This is a genomic window from Amycolatopsis acidiphila, from assembly GCF_021391495.1.
GTDB classification, from domain to species: Bacteria; Actinomycetota; Actinomycetes; order Mycobacteriales; family Pseudonocardiaceae; genus Amycolatopsis_E; species Amycolatopsis_E acidiphila.
Map to the genome: position 1 here is coordinate 7926989 of NZ_CP090063.1, position 19394 is coordinate 7946382.

The 19394-nt window shown below is 68.5% G+C and carries 19 protein-coding genes, 1 tRNA gene and 1 pseudogene; 15 read left to right on the forward strand and 6 right to left on the reverse strand.

The annotated features are described in order from the left end of the window. Positions 1–38: 38 nt before the first annotated feature. The 9 genes and pseudogenes from LWP59_RS38965 to LWP59_RS39005 all read left to right on the forward strand — a co-directional run bounded on the left by LWP59_RS38965 (position 39) and on the right by LWP59_RS39005 (position 7937). Entirely contained in the window at positions 39–341 is a 303-nt protein-coding gene (locus LWP59_RS38965) for a putative quinol monooxygenase (RefSeq protein WP_144636748.1), read from the forward strand. Further along, positions 341–1552 carry a helix-turn-helix domain-containing protein gene (locus tag LWP59_RS38970; protein ID WP_222425487.1) on the forward strand — a complete coding sequence of 404 codons (1212 nt, stop codon included), beginning with the start codon at positions 341–343 and terminating at the stop codon, positions 1550–1552. Before LWP59_RS38965 ends, LWP59_RS38970 begins: the two co-directional genes overlap by 1 nt. 122 nt (positions 1553–1674) lie before the next feature. Then, on the forward strand, positions 1675–2136 hold the full coding sequence (locus tag LWP59_RS38975; RefSeq protein ID WP_144636750.1) for a hypothetical protein: 462 nt from the start codon (positions 1675–1677) through the stop codon (positions 2134–2136). A 4-nt stretch (positions 2137–2140) separates the two neighbouring features. Beyond that, positions 2141–2431 (forward strand): winged helix-turn-helix domain-containing protein, encoded by a 291-nt coding sequence (locus LWP59_RS38980; protein WP_229857374.1) that lies wholly within the window; start codon positions 2141–2143, stop codon positions 2429–2431. A 543-nt stretch (positions 2432–2974) separates the two neighbouring features. Further along, positions 2975–4536: pseudogene (locus LWP59_RS38985) on the forward strand (FtsK/SpoIIIE domain-containing protein). After that, the gene (locus LWP59_RS38990) at positions 4533–4934 is read left to right on the forward strand and encodes a hypothetical protein (protein ID WP_144636752.1); all 402 of its coding nucleotides are present in this window, start codon (positions 4533–4535) and stop codon (positions 4932–4934) included. Before LWP59_RS38985 ends, LWP59_RS38990 begins: the two are co-directional and overlap by 4 nt. Beyond that, positions 4934–6562 (forward strand): replication initiator, encoded by a 1629-nt coding sequence (locus tag LWP59_RS38995; protein WP_144636754.1) that lies wholly within the window; start codon positions 4934–4936, stop codon positions 6560–6562. Before LWP59_RS38990 ends, LWP59_RS38995 begins: the two co-directional genes overlap by 1 nt. A 17-nt stretch (positions 6563–6579) precedes the next feature. Then, entirely contained in the window at positions 6580–6798 is a 219-nt protein-coding gene (locus tag LWP59_RS39000; protein WP_144636756.1) for a helix-turn-helix domain-containing protein, read from the forward strand. Further along, a complete protein-coding gene (locus LWP59_RS39005; protein WP_186383168.1) occupies positions 6798–7937 on the forward strand; it encodes a tyrosine-type recombinase/integrase in 1140 nt (379 codons plus the stop codon). The genes LWP59_RS39000 and LWP59_RS39005 overlap by 1 nt, the downstream gene beginning before the upstream one ends. Before the next feature lie 76 nt (positions 7938–8013). Here the strand turns inward: LWP59_RS39005 and LWP59_RS39010 are convergent. Then, positions 8014–8084: transfer RNA gene (locus LWP59_RS39010), tRNA-Gly, on the reverse strand. Positions 8085–8177: 93 nt separating this feature from the next. Here LWP59_RS39010 and LWP59_RS39015 point away from each other — a divergent pair. The 3 genes from LWP59_RS39015 to LWP59_RS39025 all read left to right on the forward strand — a co-directional run bounded on the left by LWP59_RS39015 (position 8178) and on the right by LWP59_RS39025 (position 11507). Further along, on the forward strand, positions 8178–9359 hold the full coding sequence (locus LWP59_RS39015) for an oxygenase MpaB family protein (protein ID WP_144636758.1): 1182 nt from the start codon (positions 8178–8180) through the stop codon (positions 9357–9359). A 15-nt stretch (positions 9360–9374) separates the two neighbouring features. Beyond that, complete coding sequence (gene dcd / locus LWP59_RS39020; protein ID WP_144636760.1) at positions 9375–9956, forward strand: dCTP deaminase; 582 nt, start codon at positions 9375–9377, stop codon at positions 9954–9956. Between the two features lie 129 nt (positions 9957–10085). After that, positions 10086–11507: a sugar porter family MFS transporter gene (locus LWP59_RS39025; protein WP_229857373.1), complete on the forward strand. Its 1422-nt coding sequence runs from the start codon at positions 10086–10088 to the stop codon at positions 11505–11507. 115 nt (positions 11508–11622) lie between these two features. Here the strand turns inward: LWP59_RS39025 and LWP59_RS39030 are convergent, their stop codons facing one another. The 5 genes from LWP59_RS39030 to LWP59_RS39050 all read right to left on the reverse strand — a co-directional run bounded on the left by LWP59_RS39030 (position 11623) and on the right by LWP59_RS39050 (position 17923). Further along, positions 11623–13245, reverse strand: coding sequence for an acyl-CoA dehydrogenase family protein (locus LWP59_RS39030; RefSeq protein WP_144636764.1), 1623 nt, complete (start codon positions 13243–13245; stop codon positions 11623–11625). Further along, positions 13229–13834: a TetR/AcrR family transcriptional regulator gene (locus LWP59_RS39035; RefSeq protein ID WP_144636766.1), complete on the reverse strand. Its 606-nt coding sequence runs from the start codon at positions 13832–13834 to the stop codon at positions 13229–13231. Before LWP59_RS39035 ends, LWP59_RS39030 begins: the two co-directional genes overlap by 17 nt. A gap of 41 nt (positions 13835–13875) precedes the next feature. Next, the gene (locus LWP59_RS39040; RefSeq protein WP_144636768.1) at positions 13876–14877 is read right to left on the reverse strand and encodes a cation diffusion facilitator family transporter; all 1002 of its coding nucleotides are present in this window, start codon (positions 14875–14877) and stop codon (positions 13876–13878) included. A 9-nt stretch (positions 14878–14886) separates the two neighbouring features. Beyond that, the gene (locus LWP59_RS39045) at positions 14887–15522 is read right to left on the reverse strand and encodes a DUF742 domain-containing protein (protein WP_144636770.1); all 636 of its coding nucleotides are present in this window, start codon (positions 15520–15522) and stop codon (positions 14887–14889) included. A gap of 124 nt (positions 15523–15646) precedes the next feature. Further along, complete coding sequence (locus LWP59_RS39050; protein ID WP_144636772.1) at positions 15647–17923, reverse strand: (Fe-S)-binding protein; 2277 nt, start codon at positions 17921–17923, stop codon at positions 15647–15649. Between the two features lie 125 nt (positions 17924–18048). Here LWP59_RS39050 and LWP59_RS39055 point away from each other — a divergent pair, with 125 nt between their 5' ends. The 3 genes from LWP59_RS39055 to cynS are packed head-to-tail and all read left to right on the forward strand — an operon-like array spanning position 18049 to position 19393. Next, entirely contained in the window at positions 18049–18375 is a 327-nt protein-coding gene (locus tag LWP59_RS39055; RefSeq protein ID WP_144636774.1) for a DMT family transporter, read from the forward strand. Continuing rightward, entirely contained in the window at positions 18372–18932 is a 561-nt protein-coding gene (locus LWP59_RS39060) for a TetR/AcrR family transcriptional regulator (RefSeq protein ID WP_144636776.1), read from the forward strand. The genes LWP59_RS39055 and LWP59_RS39060 overlap by 4 nt, the downstream gene beginning before the upstream one ends. A gap of 8 nt (positions 18933–18940) precedes the next feature. Then, positions 18941–19393 carry a cyanase gene (cynS, locus tag LWP59_RS39065; protein WP_444541907.1) on the forward strand — a complete coding sequence of 151 codons (453 nt, stop codon included), beginning with the start codon at positions 18941–18943 and terminating at the stop codon, positions 19391–19393. The last annotated feature ends 1 nt before the right edge of the window (position 19394 follow it).

Here is a 19394-nt window from a genome sequence, read left to right on the forward strand (position 1 = left end):
GGGTGATACTCTGAGTGCTACTCTAGGGAGGAGCGGTCATGTTCGCGCTTATTGTTCGGTTTTATCTTCGTGATGAAGTAGCAGCTGAGCAGTTCGATTCGTTGGTCGCGGAGACGGTGCCCTTGATCAGAGCTACAGAGCCCGGCACTCTGATCTACGCCGTGCACAAGGTCAAGGACGCTCCGCTGTCGCGCGTCTTCTACGAGCTGTACGAGTCGCGCGAGGCGTTTGACCAGCACGAAGCCAACGAGCACACTAAGCGCTTCCTGGCTGAGCGAGAGCAGTACCTGACTGGTGTCCGCGTCGAGTTCTTGGACTCGCCGACCGGCAAGGGGTTCTGATGCCTCTGCCCAGCGACGCGAAGGCACTTGGCAGGCGAGTCGCGTCGCATCGGGCCAGGCGGGGGCTGTCTCAGAAGGAGCTTGGGGCGAAGATCAGCCGCTCTGAGAGCTGGGTGAGTCAGGTCGAGCGGGGTGCTCGGCGGATCGACCGCATGTCGGTGTTGGAGACGCTGGCTGAGGCGCTTGAGGTGCCGATCGGTGAGCTGGCTCCCGAAGAGAACGTGGTCGCTGCCGCGACTCAGAAGCCGCAGGCTGCATCCAGTCTGAGTTTGGCCCTGTCGTCGAGTGATGCGCTGCATGCGGTGCTGTCCGAGAAAGCCCCGGTCGATATCGACGCTCTGGGGGCCAGGGCTGAGCAAGCGTGGGACTTCGCGCACGGCTCGGAGTACGAGAACCTGAGCGAACTGCTCGGGACGCTGATCCCAGAGCTGGAGTACGCCGCCCGCAAGACCACGGGCGCGGACCGGCAGCGGGCGTGCATCGCGAAGGCCAAGGCGTATCACGCGGCGGCTGGTGTCCTCTCGAAGATGGACGAGCTGGCGGCGGCCTTGGTGGCTGTCGACCGCTCGATCGCTGCTGCGGAAGAGGCCGACGACCCGCTGTTGATGGCGGCCGGCGCCTTCCGGCTGGCCATCGTGTTCCAGAACGCCCGACGCCAAGACCTGGCACTTCGCACGGCGAGTACGGCCGTCAACGCACTGGCGCGGCTGGTCGAGGCTGGAGAACCGGAAGCCGTGGCACTACGTGGCGCCCTGTACTTGCAGCTCGCCGTGGCGTCGGCTCGTACAAACCAGGCGGACGAGGCTTACGGCTACCTGGAGCGCGCCCGAGAGGCCGCAAGCTTCTTGGGCGTCGACCGGAACGACTACAACACCGAGTTCGGGCCCACGAACGTCATGCTGCACGAGGTCAACGTGGCCGTAGAGCTCGGCGACGCCGGTCGTGCCCTCCGGGTGGCAGCCAAGGCTGACACCTCCCGCATGTCACCGGAGCGGCAGGGTCGTCTCCTGATCGACGTGGCTCGCGCACACGCACAGCGGCGACAAGCCGAGGAGCTAACAGCCGCACTCCGACGTGCCTTCGAAGTGGCTCCGGAGCAGGTGCGTACCCACCGAGTCGTCCGAGAGCTGCTGGATGACGCCCTCAGCAGCGACTACGGGAACACTCCTGAGCTGCGAGAACTCTCCCACGAGATCGGAGCACGCGCCTAACCCGCACTTTTTTTGCGATACCCGCACTTTCAGTGTTGCCCGGTACTGAAAGTGCGGGTAGCTTGGTCTATGCAAGCCCGCGAAGGGCTCCCGAAGAAGACCGAGAAGCAAAGGTGTTGAGGATGGCGATCACGAGGGGACACCGTTTCCCGATCGAGTTCGATGAGGCGTTTCCGCAGGGCCTGGTTATGGTGGGCGAGGTTTCGCCGGACAACGAGTACCAGTCGCGTGACGACCGGTCGGCTGGTCGGCCCGCACGACAGCGGGTGGACGAGACCACCGGCAAGCGGCAGTGGAAGGTGGCCGTAACCGACCCGTCCGAGCCCAACGCCAAGCGGGCCTCGTACGAGATCACATTCCTGGCCGATGTCCAGCCCGTCCCGACCACCACCGAGGTGCTGCCGGGAATGCGGCCGATCGAGCTGGACGGGCTGACCGCTGAGCCGCGCGTGGCGGGCAACGGCGAGTTCAAGTACCAGTCCTTCGTCTTCCGCGCGACTGGGTTCAAGGCCGCGAACAACGGCGGTGGCAGGGCTGGGAAGTCGCCGGGGAACGCCGGTGAGCAGTCGGCCAAGGCTGCGTGAATAGATGATGTACAGCGACGTTTCGGTGTCGGCGGTTCCGCGCATCGAGAAGCCGGACGATGGCCCGGGGTATCTGTACGACTGGATGGCTGAGCATCTCGCCACCCGGATCGAAATGGGCGAACTCCGACCCCACACCCGGCTTCCCAGCGAATCGCGGTTGGCCTCCGAGTACGGCGTCTCGCTGGGAACCGCGCGGCACGCGACCCGAATCCTGCAGTCTCGCGGACTGCTGGTGACGGTCAAGTCCAAGGGCACCTACGTAGCCACCCAGTTGGATCGGGGAAGGCCTTAGGTCCGGCACGGGGACGGATGCAGGATTCGACGGCCCGTCTGTCCCCGTGCCTCCCACCCACATCCCTTGGAGGGGAGGTGATCGTGGTGGCAACCAGAGTACGGAACTCCCGGCGTCGCTGGCTGGTACGCCGACGCTGCCTGCTCTGCGGGCAACCACACCGGCTCATTCGCGACAAGGTCCACGTGTGCCGGACGTGTGCCCTACGCCCATTCGAAGGTCTCTAAACCAAAGTCCACAGTAGACGCTCAACGCACGCGGGCCGTGTGTCGATCAAACACGCCCTCGTGCGGAATCCCGGAAACGTAAGGCGCAGAAGCGGAACCTGGCTACCAACCCTTTCCCGCTCCTGCGCTGTCTACCCTGATGGAGCAGACAAGTGGAAACCATAGACAACGCGAACCAACGCGTGTCAACAGACCGCACCCCGCCGCGGTGCGCCACATGCAAAAAGTTCACCCGACTGCTACCCGGCGACACCGAGTGCGCCTTCTGCGCGGGCAGGCTCCCCATCCTGATCACCACGAAGGCGGGTGCGCGCCGATGAACGCACACACCTTCGGAATCCTGTTCCTCGGCGGCGTCGGCCTGGCGATCGTGGTCTGGGTGCTGCACAAGCTCGGCCGCGCTCTCGCCTCGATTGCGGAAGCTCTCGCGGCCGCTGCCGTGGTGTTCATCGCGCTGTGGTGGCTACTCAAGGGCCTGAGCTGGGTCGTGAAAGAGATCGTGACCCATCCCCGAACAAGCCTCACCGTCGTCACGGTGACCGCGTGGTGTCACTGGCTGGGCTGGCTCTCGTTGGCCGTCGCTGTTGCAGCGGCTTCAGCGGTTCTCGGTCTGTGGCGGCTGGTGGACCTGGTGTCGTTCGACCAGTGGGCCGGACGGATCTTGCGGTCCTGGTGGCAGCGCTGGGCCATCTACGCACCAAAACTGCCCGGCTGGTTGCACGCCTGCGGGTTGAGCGTCAAGGACGACACGGTGCCGGTCGACGTGACCGTGAGCCTCGTTGGCCGCAAGAAGATCACTCGCGACCGCTCACACCCCAACGTGCGGATTCCTCGAGTGCGGGGAGTGAAGTCCGGCCCGTCGTGGGACGAGGTGCGGGTGGAGCTGGTGCCCGGCCAGAAGCCCGAGGACTTCGACGAAGCCGCTCGCGCCTTGGCCTCGGCACGCAAGGTGTCGCGGTGTCAGGTGCGGGAGGTCGCACCGAATGTGGTGTCCGTCGACTTCCAGCGTCGTGACCTGCTCGCCGCTCCGGTGCCGTGCCGGTGCCGGAGCTAGCGGGAACCGATGCGGGGGATCTGCGGCGGGTGTGGGCCGGGCGGACCGAGTACGGGCAGGACTGGTACCTGCCGCTGTACGGCTCGGGCAGTCACACCCTCACGGCTGGCGCCTCCGGTGCAGGGAAGAACTCGGTCATGTGGTGCCCGCTGGCGTCGATCGCTCCGGCAATTCGGGATGGCCTGGTGCGAGTCTCCGGGATCGACCCGAAAGGCATGGAGCTGGCTTACGGGCGGGGCATCTTTCATCGCTACGCCGTGACTGCCAAGGAGGCACTTGAGGTTCTGGATGACCTGGTGGCCGCGATGGACGAGCGCAAGTGCCAGTTCGCCGGACACGTCCGGGCCGTGCCGATCAGCCGGGACAACCCGCTGGAGCTGGTCGAGTTCGACGAGATCGGGGCACTAACCCGGTACACCGACCGCAAGACCCGGGACTTGATCGTGGAGAAGGTCGCGCTGCTGACGACACAGGGCCGGGCATTGGGCTTCACCGTGCGCGGATATGTGCAGGAGCCGACGAAGGAGACGGTTCCGGTCCGGGAGCTGTTCCCTCGCCGTATCTGCCTTCGCGTCACGGCCAAGTCGCATGTCGCCATGGTGCTCGGGGACCAAGCCTATGAGCGCGGCGCGTGGGCGAATCGCATTGACGAGTCCGCGGCTGGTGTCGGTTACGTGTGGGGCGAAGGGCTCCGGGAACCGCTGCGCGTGCGGGCGGGCTGGGTGCCCGACGAGACCGTGAAAGCCCTGGAGGCGTTCGTCGCTGGCGGTCAGGTCCTCACCCTGCCCGGCCGGACCTCGGACGAGGGCGGGGTGGCGGCGTGAACCACCACCGTCACGATGTCCTGCCCTACCTGGACGCTCTGAGGGAGCACCTCGTCCGACATGACGTGCCCTCGCCGGTGTCGGTGGAGTGCACGAACTGGCGCGAGCCGATCGCGGTGCACCTGTATGAGATCACCCTGTCCGATCTCGCGTCGGCTCTGCTGCTTTGGACGAAGTCTCTCGACGGTGTGACGGTCACGGCGAAGCGGATGCGGCATGACCAGTCGGTGCATCTGACTGTGGTCGGTCGGGTCGCCTCCGGTGTCCCACTGCACGTGTGGGGCGGGGTGCGGTTCGAGCGCCCCCTGTTTCCGGACCTGCCAACCGGCGTGGAGCAGGACGTGGAGCTGTCCACGCTGCACCGCTGGAAGCACCCCGGGCAGGGGGTGGCCGCCTGATGACGGCCCCTTCTCAGAAGGCCGGCGGGACTCGCGCGGAGCGGATGCGGTTGCCGCTGTCGACGGAGGTCATGAAGGCGACCGCCGAGAAATACGGCGTGTGTGTCCGGCCGTTCACGATGGAGGTCGGCGACCCCGACACCGGCGAACTGCGCTACGTCGCCGTGCCTTGCGGGTCGACGGTCGAGAGCGTGTGTGCACCGTGTGCGAAGAAGGCCAAGGCCTTGCGGATGGCGCAATGCCGGGAAGGCTGGCACCTGACCGAGGAACCCGACTTCACCCCGGCAGCACCCACCGACGATCAGAAGGAGTTGATGGCCTTCCGCGCTGACCTGGTGGCGCGGTATCGGGAGGCGGTGGAGATCGGGGAGGAGGGCCAGGCCGATGAGCTGCGCGACGAGATCCGGGGAGTGGACGAGGAACTTCGACAACTCGGGATGCGCGGTCGTCTGCCCTCACCGGACCTGCCGGAGAAGGGACCGAAGAAGCGATCGACCAAGCGGCGACAGGACGCACCCAACCTGCCCCGGCGGAAGGTCGCCAAGACCACCGTGGGGCGGGAGTACGCGGGCAAGTTCCGGCCGTCCATGTTCGTCACGCTCACCTGCGACACCTATGGGCGGGTCCGCGACGACGGCACCCCGGTCGATATGGCGACCTATGACTACCGCCGTGCGGCTCGCGACGCGGTGCATTTCTCGTCGCTGGTGGATCGGTGGTGGCAGAACCTGCGCCGGGTCGTCGGGTGGGATGTGCAGTACTTCGCCACCGTGGAACCGCAGAAACGGGCCGCACCGCACCTGCACACCGCGCTGCGGGGCTCCATCCCGCACGAGGTCGTCCGGCAGGTCACCGAAGCCACCTACCACCAGGTGTGGTGGCCCAACCATGACCAGCCCGTCTACGGCGGGGACTACCTGCCGGTGTGGGACATGCGAACGAAGTCCTTTGTCGACCCCGAGACACGGGAACCGTTGCGGCAGTGGGAGGACGCGATAGAAGACGCGGAGGAACCCGCGCACGTGGTCACCTTCGGGCGGCAGGTGCACTCCAAGGGCATCCTCGGCGGCACCGAAGAAGCGGGGCGGCACATCGGGTACCTGACCAAGTACCTCACCAAGTCCACCGGTGAGGTGGTCGAGGCAACCTCGGCCAGGCAGCGGGACCACCACGACCGGCTGCATGCCGAGCTGTCGATCACCCCGTGTTCGCCTCGGTGTGCGGTGTGGCTGCTGTACGGGATCCAGCCCCTCGGCGCGACCAGCCGCACGACTCCAGGGCACTGCAAGGGGCGGACGCACCGCCGGACCACGCTGGGCTTGCCTGGTCGCCGGGTGCTGGTGTCGCGCAAGTGGTCCGGCAAGACCCTGGTCGACCACAAGGCCGACCGCAAGGCCTTCGTCCGGGACATGCTCGCGGGCGTCGGGATCGAGAAGCCGGAGGTTGACACCTCGCGGCTGATCTGGCGCAAGGTCGACCCCGGCGATCGGGACGCACCCCCACGTGCGCACCTGCTCATGCGGGCCATCGCCGAGCGGATCACGTGGAAGGCCGAGTACGACCGGGCGCTACTGGCCGCGAGTCCACCAGGGGAGCCAGAAACTTCGGCAATCCGGCAGGCGGCTTGAGAACTGGGGGAACGGCTGTGAACAGCCATTATCTGAACGTCGAGCAGGCGGCCGAGTACCTGAACACCTCCGTCCGCTTCGTCCGCCGGTTGATCGCAGAACGACGGATTGCGTTTCACAAGGTCGGTGCCCATGTCCGCCTGGCGGTCGAGGACCTGGAAGCGTTCGTGCGGGCCGGGCGGGTGGAGCCGATCACTCGGGCGTCTGTCCGTCAGGACCTGGGAAGGGCTGCCTGATGCCGAACAACAAGGGACGGAAGCGGCGGTTCGGCAGCGTCCGGAAGACCTCGCTCGGGGAGTTCCAGGCGAGCTACCTCGGGCCGGACGGCAAGCGGCACTTCGCGCCGCATCGGTTCAAGCGGGAGCGTGACGCTGACCGCTGGCTGAACGGCGTGGAAGCACTGATCGTCGCCGGGGATTGGACGGATCCGGAACGGGCGAAGGTCACGCTCGGCGAGTACGCGGAGCGGTGGATCAGAGAGCGTCCGGGGCTGCGGCCACGCACGGTCGAGCTGTACCGATGGTTGCTGCGCAAGCATGTCCTGCCCTACATCGGCGGCGTCGAGCTGCGGAAGCTGTCGGCGGCGACCTTTCGGCAGTGGAGGGCGGATCGGCTGGAGGCCGGCGTATCGGCCTCGGTGCTGGCCAAGTGCTACCGGCTGCTTCGGGGCATCCTCAACACGGCCGTGGATCCGGACGCGATCATCACGAAGAACCCGTGCAAGATCGCGGGCGCGGAGAAGGAGAGTCCGGAGGAACGGCCGCTCGTCACGGTAGCGCAGGTGTTCCAGATCGCGGAGAAGATGCCCGACCGGTTCGCGGCCATGGTGCTGCTCGCGGCGTTCGGGTCACTGCGGTTCGGGGAGGTGATCGCCCTGCGGCGGTGCGACCTGGCCAAGGACGTGAGCTGGGTACGGGTGTCGCGGTCGTTCGTCGAAGTGCCGGGTAAGGGAGTGGTCGCGGGGCCGCCGAAGTCACGGGCCGGGGTGCGGACGGTGATCCTGCCGGACGCGATTCGCGGGGAGATCGTGGCGCACCTGAAGAAGTTCGTGCAGCCGGAGCAAGAGGCGTTGCTGTTCACGCTGGAGAAGTCGGGCGCGCCGGTGCGGCGGCCGAACTTCGCTCAGCGCACGAAGTGGACCGAGACGGTGACCAAGCTCGGCCTCAAGGGGGTCCACTTCCACGACCTGCGGCACGCGGGCAACGTCTGGGCGTCCAAGGCGGGCATGTCCACGCGTGACCTGATGGCGCGGATGGGCCACGACGACATACGGGCGGCGCTGATCTACCAGCGGGCGACCAGCGACGCGGACCGGATCATCGCGGATCGGCTGTCGAAGTTGGTGGAAGAGCACCGCGAGAAGCCCGCCGAGTGATGTTGTTGGGATGTTGCTGGAGACGGCAGAAGGGGTGCCTCCCAAGATCGGGTGGCACCCCTTCTGACCTGCGAAGAGCGGATGACGGGAATCGAACCCGCGTATTCAGCTTGGGAAGCTGATGTTCTACCATTGAACTACATCCGCAGCGCCACGAAGCATACACGGTGCGCCCTATCCCTTTCGCGAGGCCTCCCGGACAACTTGACGTGTCGGGGGCAACTGACAACACTTGTTGTCATGGACCAGCGGCTCCCCGATCCCGAGCTCTTCCGCCACGGCGGGTTCAAGGTCGCGGCCAAGTTGTTCGGGCCGGCGGAGGATCTTCGCGGGACCGCCGAGCAGGTTCGCCGCTTTCGGGAGTACGCCCAGGCCGAGGATCCGCTTGCCGACGCGGTCGTCGCGAGCATGTCCAGTCCACAAGCCAAAGCCGCCTTCGAGGAGGCGCTCGAAAAGGGCGTCGGCCAGGTGCGGCACCCGCCCCGGGAGGTGCGCGAGTTCTTCGAGGCCGTCGAGGCCGCGCCCTACTGGCTCGACCACGACCGGCTGGAGCGGGGTGCCCGGGCGATCACGCGCACCGGCCTGCTCGGGCTCTTCCCGCTCGGCGACATGTCCCTGATGGGCGGCTACCTCGCCTCCCGCGCCACGAAATCCCTCGTCGCGACCGGGCAGATCGAGCATATGGCGGGCCGTCGCCTCATCGAGACCGCCGCGTGGTGGATCGACGTCACCACGCCCGGCAAGCTCCGCCGCGGCGAGAGCGGCTACGCCTCGGCCATCCGCGTCCGCCTCGTGCACGCGCACGTTCGCGCCGCCATGAACCGGCGCCCCGACTGGGACTACGAGGCCTGGGACCGTCCGGTCAACCAGGTCCAGACGACCGGCACCCTGCTGCTCTTCTCGCTCGTCTTCGTCCTCGGCACCCAGCTCCTCGGCATCCGCTACACCGACCGCGAGCGCGCCGACATCCTGCATCTGTGGCGCTACGTCGGCTGGCTGATGGGCGTCGAGGAGGACCTCCTGCCCGCCAACGAGGATGACGCCTGGCGCCTGCTCTGGCTGCTCGCCAGCACCGAGTTCATCCCCGACGAGGACTCGAAGCGCCTCGCCAAGGCACTGCAGGCGACCCACGACGCCAGCCCCGCCGGCAAGCTCCTTTCGCGGGTGCACTCCTCGATCAGCCGCCTGGTCCTGGGCAAGAACAACGCCGACTTCCTCGAACTGCCCAACGACCTCGTCACGCAGGGTGCGGTGCTCACCGCCGCCGCGGTCAACTTCGCTGCCGAGACCGCGCGCCGCCACATCCCCGGCGCCACCGCGCTGCAGGAACTGATCGGCACGCTCGAGCGCCGCCGCTACGTCGACCGGCTCGCGAAGATCGTCCGCTTGGACCCGACGTATGCGCGGCACATGGCGGCGTGACAGTAGGGTGAGCGGGTGCTGCTCAGTGACCGCGACCTTCGCAAGGAAGTCGAAGCCGGACGCCTGGGGATCGACCCCTTCGACCCCGCCATGGTGCAACCGTCCAGCGTCGACGTGCGGCTGGACCGGTTCTTCCGGGTCTTCAACAACAGCCAGTACACCCACATCGACCCCTCCCGGCAGCAGGACGAGCTGACCTCGCTGGTCGAGAAGGAGGGCGACGACCCGTTCGTCCTGCACCCGGGCGAGTTCGTGCTCGCCTCGACGTTCGAGCTGGTCAGCCTGCCCGACGACCTCGCGGGCCGGCTCGAGGGCAAGTCCTCGCTCGGGCGCCTCGGACTGCTCACGCACTCCACCGCCGGGTTCATCGACCCCGGCTTCTCCGGGCACATCACGCTCGAGCTGTCGAACGTCGCCAACCTGCCGATCACGCTCTGGCCGGGCATGAAGATCGGCCAGCTGTGCCTGTTCCGGCTCACCAGCGCCGCCGAGTTCCCGTACGGCTCGGCCGAGGTCGGCTCGCGCTACCAGGGCCAGCGCGGCCCGACGCCGAGCCGGGCGTACCAGAACTTCCATCGCGTGGACACCTGGCGCTGAACCACCCAAAACGTATGGAAACCTTGCTGACCAGGTGAAACATTTCACCCGGCTGGTTCGGTATGGACTGGACCACCCCTACCGTTAGCCCGGATGGAGGCATCACCTCAGGGCAAGGAGGCAGGGGCAATGGGTCTCGCCACGACCGGAGAGCGAGCTGGTCAACAACATCTCGCCCACGTCGTGTTCATCGCCGGGGCGGCCGCGATCGGCGGCTTCCTCTTCGGCTACGACAGTTCCAACATCAACGGTGCCGTACTCGGCATCCAGCAGCACTTCCACGTCGGGGCCGGGGTCACCGGCCTGACCGTGTCCAGCGCGCTCATCGGCTCGGCCGTCGGCGCCTGGTTCGGCGGCCTGCTGTCCGACCGGATCGGCCGCATCCGCACGATGCAGCTGGCCGCCGTGCTCTTCCTGATCAGCGCCGTCGGCGCGATGTTCCCCTTCAGCGTGTGGGACCTCGCGATCTGGCGCGTCGTCGGCGGAATCGCGATCGGTGTCGCCTCGGTGATCGGGCCGGCCTACATCGCCGAGGTCGCGCCGCCGGCGTACCGCGGCAGGCTGGCGTCGCTGCAACAGCTGGCGATCGTGCTCGGCATCGGGGTGTCCGCGCTGGTCAACTGGGTCGTAAAGGACCTGGCGCCGGCCGGCGCGGACGGGTCACATGACCTGAACGGCTCACTCGGCGGCATCGAGGCCTGGCAGTGGATGCTCGGGGCCGCGGCCATTCCCGCCATCGTGTACCTGGTGCTCGCCTCGGTGATCCCCGAGTCGCCGCACTACCTGCTCTCGATCGGCAAGACGGCGAAGGCGCGCAAGGTGCTCGCGGAGGTCGAGAGCGGGGACGTCGACGCCAAGCTCGAGGACATCCGCCGCGGCCTGCGCGTCGAGAAGCGCTCGAAGATCCGCGACCTCGTCGGCGGCAGGTTCGGACTGCTGCCGATCGTCTGGGTCGGGATCGCACTGGCGGTGTTCCAGCAGTTCGTCGGCATCAACGTGATCTTCTACTACTCGGACACGCTGTGGCACTCGGTCGGGCAGAACACCGACTCGCTGCTGATCTCAATGGTCAGCCCGGTCATCAACATCATCGGCACGTTCATCGCGATCGCGTTCATCGACCGGGTGGGCCGCAAGCCGCTGCTGCTCATCGGCTCGGTCGGGATGGCGATCGGCCTCGGCGTCGCCGCGATCGCGTTCGGCAACGCGGCGACCGTCAACGGCGAGCTGAGCCTGCCGGGCGCGTGGGGCCCGGTCGCGCTGGTGTTCGCGAACCTGTTCGTGATCTCGTTCGCGCTGTCCTGGGGCGTGATCCTCTGGGTCATGCTCGGCGAGATGTTCCCGCTGCGCATCCGCAGCGCGGCGCTCGCGATCGGCACGGCGGCCAACTGGGTCGCGAACTGGGCCGTGACGGTCAGCTTCCCGAGCATGGCCGCGTGGAACCTGTCGACGACGTACTGGATCTACACCGCGTTCGCGGTCCTTTCGATTCCGTTCGCGCTCAAGTTCGTCCGTGAGACGAAGGGAACAGCACTCGAAGACGTGGCCTGAGCAGGTATTCGACACGATGGCGCAACGATGTTGCGCCATTCGTGCGCTCCGGGTCGTTATCGTTCGGTGACAAGAAGCTGGGCGTGGGGCTCGCCAAGTCCGGCTGGTACTGGGTTCAGGACTTCGGGTTCTGACGCGCCCGCTCGACGATCGCCGCCGTGTCCACAGTGGACGGCAAGGTGCCGAACGCGATGCCCCAGTCGCCGCCGAGCCGGGACGCGCAGAAGGCGTCCGACACCGCGGCCGGCGCGTACCGGACCAACAGCGAACCCTGCAGCACCAGCGCCATCATCTCGACCAGCCGCCGGGCGCGGAACTGGATCTCGTCGAGGTCGGACAGCTCCTTGCGCAGCCTCGCGACCGCGTCGTCGAGCCGCGCGTTCGCCCCCGCCGCCAGCTCCACCTCGGTGAAGAACGCCTCGACCGACTCGGGCTGCTTGCCCATGGCGCGCAACGCGTCCAGCGCGGCGACGTTGCCCGAACCCTCCCAAATGGACAGCAGCGGCGCCTCGCGGTAGAGCCGCGGCATCCCGGACTCCTCGACGTAACCGTTGCCGCCCAGGCATTCCAGCGCCTCGGCGGCGTGCGCCGGGCCACGCTTGCACACCCAGTACTTGGTGACGGCGAGCGCGAGGCGGCGGAACGCGGCCTGGTCCGGGTCGCCCGTCGCGCCGGCGAGGCGCATCGCGACCGTGGTCGCCGCCTCCGACTCGACGACGAGGTCGGCCAGCACGTTGGCCATCGCGGGCTGGTCGACGAGGTTCGCGCCGAACGCGCGCCGGTGCGCGGCGTGGTGCGTCGCCTGGACGACACCTTGGCGCATCAGGGAAGTCGTGCCGAGGACGCAGTCGAGGCGGGTGTTGTTGACCATCTCGATGATGGTCGGCACGCCCCGGCCCTCCTCCCCGACCAGCCAGCCGACGGCGCCGTCGTACTCGATCTCGGACGAGGCGTTGGACTTGTTGCCCAGCTTGTCCTTCAAGCGCTGCAAGAAGATCCGGTTGCGGGAGCCGTCGGGCAGCACCCGCGGCAGCAGGAAGCAGGACAGCCCGCCGGGTGCCTGCGCGAGCGTGAGGAACAGGTCGGACATCGGCGCCGAGGTGAACCACTTGTGCCCGGTCAGCACGTAGCTGCCGTCGCCGGCGGGGCGCGCGGTGGTGGTGTTCGCGCGGACGTCGGAGCCGCCCTGCTTCTCGGTCATCGACATGCCCGCGATCAGCCCGCGCTTGGTGCTCGGCACGCGCAGCCCGAAGTCGTACTCGGGCGAGGCGAGCAGCGGCTCGTAGACGTCGGCGAGCTCCGGGTTGAAGCGCAGCGCGGGAACCGCCGCGTAGGTCATGGAGATCGGGCAGACGTGCCCGCCCTCGGCCTGGTTCCACACCAGGACCTTCGCCGCGCGGGCGGCGTGCGCGGCCGGGCGCTCGTCCCGCCACGGCGCCGCGTGCAGCCCGTGCCCGACGGCGACGGTCATCAGCTCGTGCCAGGCCGGGTGGAACTCGACCTCGTCGATGCGGTGGCCGTAGCGGTCGTGGGTGTGCAGCGTCGGCGGGTTGTCGTTGGCCTGACGGCCCCACTCCTGCCCCTGCGCGCTACCCGCGAGCCTGCCCAGCTCGTGCACCTCGTCCTCGGCCCAGCCGGCCCCCTCGCGGCGCAGCCCGTCGAGCAGCGCGGCATCGTCGGCCACGTCGTAGTCGACGAGCGGCGGGGCCTGGTTGAGAACCTCATGGGTGTCGGGCATCGGAACCTCCTAAGGCACGCAGGATGAAGGTGCGCAGCTCGGCGACTGCGTCGGTGTTGTCCGTGGTGAGCGGGCCGATGAGCACTTCGGTGACGGCGCCGACGATCGCGGCGGCGGTGAGCACGGCGTCCTGCGGCGGCAGCGACCCCTGGCCGACGCCTCCGCGGATGTGCTCGGCGGCGACGTCGCGGAACACCCGGCGGAACACGATGCGCTCGGCCTCGACCGGCGCGTCGACGGGCTCGGCCAGCAGGGCGTACGCGCGCCGGGGCGCTTTCAGCGCGCGGACGGCGAAGGTCTCGAACACGGCGACGACCCGTTCCGCCGGGTCGCCGGGCAGCTCGGCGGCCCTCCTGACCGCCTCGACCTCACGGTTGACGACGCCGCGGAACAGCTCGACGACCAGCTCCGCCTTGCCGGGGAAGTGCTTGTAGACGCTGCCTGTGGCGACGCCCGCCTTGTCGGCCACCGCCGCGACGGAACAACCCGCGTATCCGCGCTCCGCGAGCAGCTCGGCGGCGGCGTCGAGGATCGCGGCGCGCTGGGCGTCCAGGCGCGCCTGAACCTGCGGGGTGCGGCGGTACGGCACTCAAGTAGTGAACCACTGATTCACTGCTTCAGGCAAGGTCGTCAGTCCGCGCGGCCGTAACGGCTGGCCGCCTCGCCGTAGCGCGCCAGCACCGCGGCGCGCAGCTCGGGATCCGTGCGTGGCACCGGCTCGATGAAGACCTCGCTGACGTCGGAGTAGGCCTCCTGCATCTCCCCGGCCAGGCGCACACAGGCCCGCTCGACGTCGGAGGCGTGCAGCGTGTCGTCGAAGTCCACCCGGGCGCAGACCAGGATCAGGTCGGTGCCCAGCAGCATCGTCTGCAGGTCGACCACCGCCTCGATCTCCGGCGCGCCCGCGAGCAGCTGCCGGATGCCGCGCACCACCACCGGGTCGGCCTGCCTGCCGATCAGCAGCCGCAGGTTCGTCAGGCCCAGGCTCCACGCGACGACCGCCAGCAGCAGGCCGATCAGGATCGACGCGAGACCGTCGTAGAGCGCCGAGCCGGTGAGCTGGTGCAGCAGCAGCCCCAGGAACGCCAGCACCAGGCCGACGAGCGCGGCGGAGTCCTCGAAGAACACCGACTTCGGTGCCGGGTCGTCCACCAGCCGCAGGTACGCGGGGATCGACCGCTTCTGCTGGCGGGACTCGCGGCGCACCTGACGCATCGCCTGCAGCCACGACGTGCCCTCCAGCACGAACGCGACGGCGAGCACGATGTAGCCGACGATCGGGCTCGACTGCTCCTTCGGCTCGCCGAACACGGTGGAAAAGCCCTCGTAGAAGGAGAACATCGCGCCCGAGGCGAAGATCGACACCGCGGCGAGCAGCGACCAGAAGTACCGCTCCTTGCCGTACCCGAACGGATGCACGAGGTCGGCGGGCTTGCTGGACCGGCGCAACGCCGTCAGCAGCAGGATCTCGGTGAACGTGTCGGCGACCGAGTGCGCCGCCTCCGACAGCAGGGCCCCGGAGCCGGTGATGGCGCCGGCGACGGCCTTCATGATCGCGATGGCCAGGTTGACCGCACCCGCCAGCACAACGGTCAGGGTGCTCTCGCCCTTCGGCGACTCGCGCTCGGTCACCTGCCGATCTTAGAGCCGCTGCAGGCCGTCCAGCACGCGACGCATGAGCGCCATCGGCGGTCGCCCTTCGGCGGTGCGCTCGGTGCCGTGGATGTGCAACAGCCCCAGTTCCGCCATATCGGACAGCAGCACGCGGGCAACGCCCAGCGGGATCGACAGGTTGGCGGCGACCTCCGCGACCGACACCGGCTGCAGGCACAGCGCCCGCACCGGCTGGTACTCGCTGTTCAGCGCGCTGCCGGCCCACCGGGCGTCGGCGCGGAGGTTGACCATCGTCTCGAGCGCCAGCTCGTAGGTGGACTGCGTGCGCCCCTTCGTCAGCACGTACGGGCGGACACGCGGACCGACGGCCTCCTCGGTCTCGGCCTCCTCGGCGAACCGGGGCAGCGGCGGCGCGGGCTCCCGCGTCGGCCCCTGCGGCGGTCCGGGTTCGGGCGCGGCCGCCGGTGCCGGCTCGTCGAACCTCTCCAGCTGCCGCTCGCTCGGGAAACGGGCACCGGAAGGCCGGGAGCTGCGACTCTCCCGGATCGGCTCGACCGGGTCCTCGTCGGAGAACTTCTCGAGCTGCTTCGCCGACGGGAAACGGGCACCGGCACGCGCGCCGACCGGCTTGTCAGCCGGCTGGCGGTCACCAGTTGAGCCCATTTCTCTTCCCCGTTCGCGCAGGTCACAGTGTCCCGCGGACACCGATGGCTGCGAGGAACCAAGGATAACGTGGATGTCGAGCCCTGTCGGGGGGTTCGGGCCCGAACCCCCCGACTGCCACGGACTACTCGTCCTCGTCCGGCAGCGGGGTGCCGGTGGCCACCTTGTCGGTCGAGACGTCCGCCGACTCCGGCTCGGCCTCGACCTCGGGCGCACCCGCGACCGGAACCGGCTGCGGCCGCCGCTTGACGGCCTCGAGCAGCAGCTGCGAGACGTCGACGACCTCGACCTTTTCGCCGGCCAGACCGTCGTTCTGGCGCGCGGTGACCCCGTCGGTGAGCATCACCCGGCAGAACGGGCAACCCGTGGCGATCTTCGACGGCGCGGTGCCCAGCGCCTCGTCGACGCGGTCGAGGTTGATCCGCTTGCCGATCTTCTCCTCCATCCACATCCGGGCGCCACCGGCGCCGCAGCACATGGACCGGTCGCCGTGCCGCGGCATCTCGCGGAACTGCGCACCGGAGGCACCGACCAGCTCGCGCGGCGCCTCGTAGATCTTGTTGTGGCGACCGAGGTAGCACGGGTCGTGGTAGGTCACGTCGTCGGCGATCGGCGCCACCGGCACCAGCCGCTTCTCCCGCACCAGGCGGTTGAGCAGCTGCGTGTGGTGCACGACCTCGTACTGCCCGCCCAGCTGCGGGTACTCGTTCGCGAGCGTGTTGAAGCAGTGCGCACAGGTCACCACGATCTTGCGCTCGAGCGGGTCGCGGTCCTCGAACACCGAGTTGAGCACCTCGACGTTCTGCTGCGCGAGCATCTGGAACAGGAACTCGTTGCCCGCGCGGCGGGCCGGGTCACCGGAGCAGCTCTCCTCCGGGCCGAGCACGGTGTACTTCACGCCCGCGATGTTCAGCAGCTCCGCGACCGCCCGCGTGGTCTTCTTCGCGCGGTCCTCGAAGGCGCCGGCGCAGCCGACCCAGAACAGGTACTCGGTGTCGCCGAGCTCGCCCTCGAAGACCGGCACCTCGAAGTCCAGGTCCTCGGCCCAGGCCAGCCGGTCCTTGGCGTTCTGGCCCCACGGGTTGCCCTTGTTCTCCAGGTTCTTGAACATCCCGTTCAGCTCGGTCGGGAAGTTCGACTCGATCATCACCTGGTAGCGGCGCATGTCGACGATGTGGTCGACGTGCTCGATGTCCACCGGGCACTGCTCGACGCAGGCGCCGCAGGTGGTGCAGGACCACAGCACGTCCGGGTCGATCACGCCGCCGTCGTCGCCGACAAGTGGTCGCTCGGCCTCGGCGATCGCGAGCACGTCGATCCCGGCGTACGGGTTGTCCCCGGTCAGGCCGACCTCGTCGCCCGCCATGTCCTTCTTGCCGCCCGCGAGCAGGTACGGCGCCTTCGCGTAGGCGTGGTCGCGCAGCTGCGTGATGACCAGCTTCGGCGACAGCGGCTTGCCGGTGTTCCACGCCGGGCACTGCGACTGGCAGCGGCCGCATTCGGTGCAGGTGGTGAAGTCCAGCCAGCCCTTCCAGCTGAAGTCCTCGATCCGGCCGGCGCCGAAGACGTCCTTCTCCGGGTCGGCCTCCTCGAAGTCCAGCGGCTTGCCCTCGCTCATCATCGGCTTGAGCGGGCCCAGCGCGACGCCGCCGCCGTCCTCGCGCTTGAAGTAGATGTTGAAGAAGGCGCTGAACCGGTGCCAGGCCACGCCCATCGTCAGGTTGCGGCCGACGACGTAGAGCCAGACCATGCCCGAGAGCAGCTTGACCAGCGCGGTGATCGTGACCGCCGCGGTGCTGGCCGGCAGGATCTCCGCGATGCCCTTGGTGGCGAAGCTGCTCCACCACGACGGGTCCTCGATGCCGCTGGAGATCTTGAACGCCTTCACGCCCAGGATGCCGAGGCCTTCGATGACGACCACGGCCTCGACGAAGTAGGCCTGCCCGAAGTTCGACCCGGCGAAGCGGGACTGGCGGTCGGCGCGGCGCGGGTGGTTGCGCTGGCGGATGATCGCGAGCGCGATGCCGCCGATCACGGTGCCGAGGCCGAGCAGCTCGGTCAGCAGCAGCCAGGGCTGCCACGCGCCGATGACCGGCCAGTGGAAGTGCGGGTCGAACGTCTCGCCGTAGGCCTCGAACCAGGCCAGCGAGCCGATCAGGAAGCCCCACATCACCATCCAGTGCCAGGGGCCGACGTGGCGGAACTTGTTCATCCGCGTGTGCGCGGCGAACTCCTTGATCAACGTGGCGAAGCGGGGCCCGAAGGGGCCGTTGCGGGTCGAGTCCGGTTGTCCGAGGCGAATGATGCGCACCATGCGCCAGACGCCGGCGACGAACATGATCCAAGCGACGATGCTTATGGCGACGCCGATCACACCGACCGTGATCTGCAGAGCACCCATGATCGGGGCCTTTCGTCCGTATGTGGTGGTTGACGGGAGACTAACGGCTCTTACCCGTGGGTAACCAATTGATGTGGCGTAGGACTCGCCGAGACCTGGGACGATCGTTCAGGTAGTTTGGCACGGTGGCTGCCTACCTCCTCCTCGCGCTGGCCATCGTCGCCGAGGTCAGCGGCACGATCTCGCTCAAGCTCTCCGAGGGTTTCTCGAAGCTCGGCCCGTCGCTCGTCGTGGTGGCCGGCTACGCCATCGCCTTGGGGGCGCTGTCCGTGGTGCTGAAGATGGGCATCCCGGTCGGGGTCGCGTATGCCGTCTGGGCGGCCGTGGGGGTCGCCGCGGTCGCGCTGATCGGGGTGCTGTTCCTCGACGAGCGCTTCAATCTCACCATGATCGGCGGGCTGCTGCTGGTCATCGGTGGCGTGGTGCTGATCGAGGTGGGATCGGCGCAGTGAGGAGCCAACGGGACGGCCGGAAGGCACGCGGCGAGCGGCGGCGGCAGGACATCATCGACGCGACGCTGCGGGTGATCGAACGCGACGGGGTGGCGGGCGTGACGCACCGGACGGTCGCGGCGGAGGCGGGCGTGCCCACCACGTCGACGACGTATCACTTCGCGAGCCTCGACGACCTGCTCATCGCGACGCTCATCTCGTGCGCGAAGGACATGGCGACCGAGGTCTACTGGACGATCGACCGTGCCCGGTCGCGCGGCAGCCTCGGCGCGCACGAGGTCGCGGCGCTGCTGGCGGAGGCGCTCGGCCCGCGGCGCGGGCGCACGATGGCGGAGTACGAGCTGTACCTGCTGGCCGCGCGCCGGCCCGAGCTGCGGCCCGCCGCGCGGCGGTGGCTGGACGTGCTCACGTCGATGGTCCGCCCGGACGACCTGGTCGCGCTGCGCGCGTTCCTCGCCGGGATCGACGGACTGCTGATCCAGGGCCTGATCGACGACGAGCCGCCCACCGCGGAGGAGCTGCGGCCCGTCGTCGAGTTCCTGCTGCGGCCGCGCTGAGGCAGGATCTGCAGGGCATGACGACGAAGAAGGAAGCCGCCGACGCCGTGCTCGCCGCCAAGGTCCGGCTCGGACTGACCTGGACGGACCTGGCCGAGGCGCTCGGCACCCCGCTCGCCTGGACCACCGCCGCCCTGCTCGGTCAGCACCCGGTACCCAAGGAGCAGGCCGAGAGGGCCGCGGAGATCCTGGAACTGCCCGCGGACGCGGTCACCGCGCTGCGGCTCCAGCCGACCCGCGGCGCCCTGGAGTCCCCGGTGCCGACCGACCCGACGATCTACCGGTTCTACGAGGTGCTGCAGGTCTACGGACCCACCATCAAGGAGCTCATCCACGAGCAGTTCGGCGACGGGATCATGAGCGCCATCAACTTCCGGCTGGACGTGCGGCGCGTTCCCGATCCCGCCGGCGACCGCGTCGTGGTCACGCTGGACGGGAAGTTCCTGCCCTACCAGTGGTGAT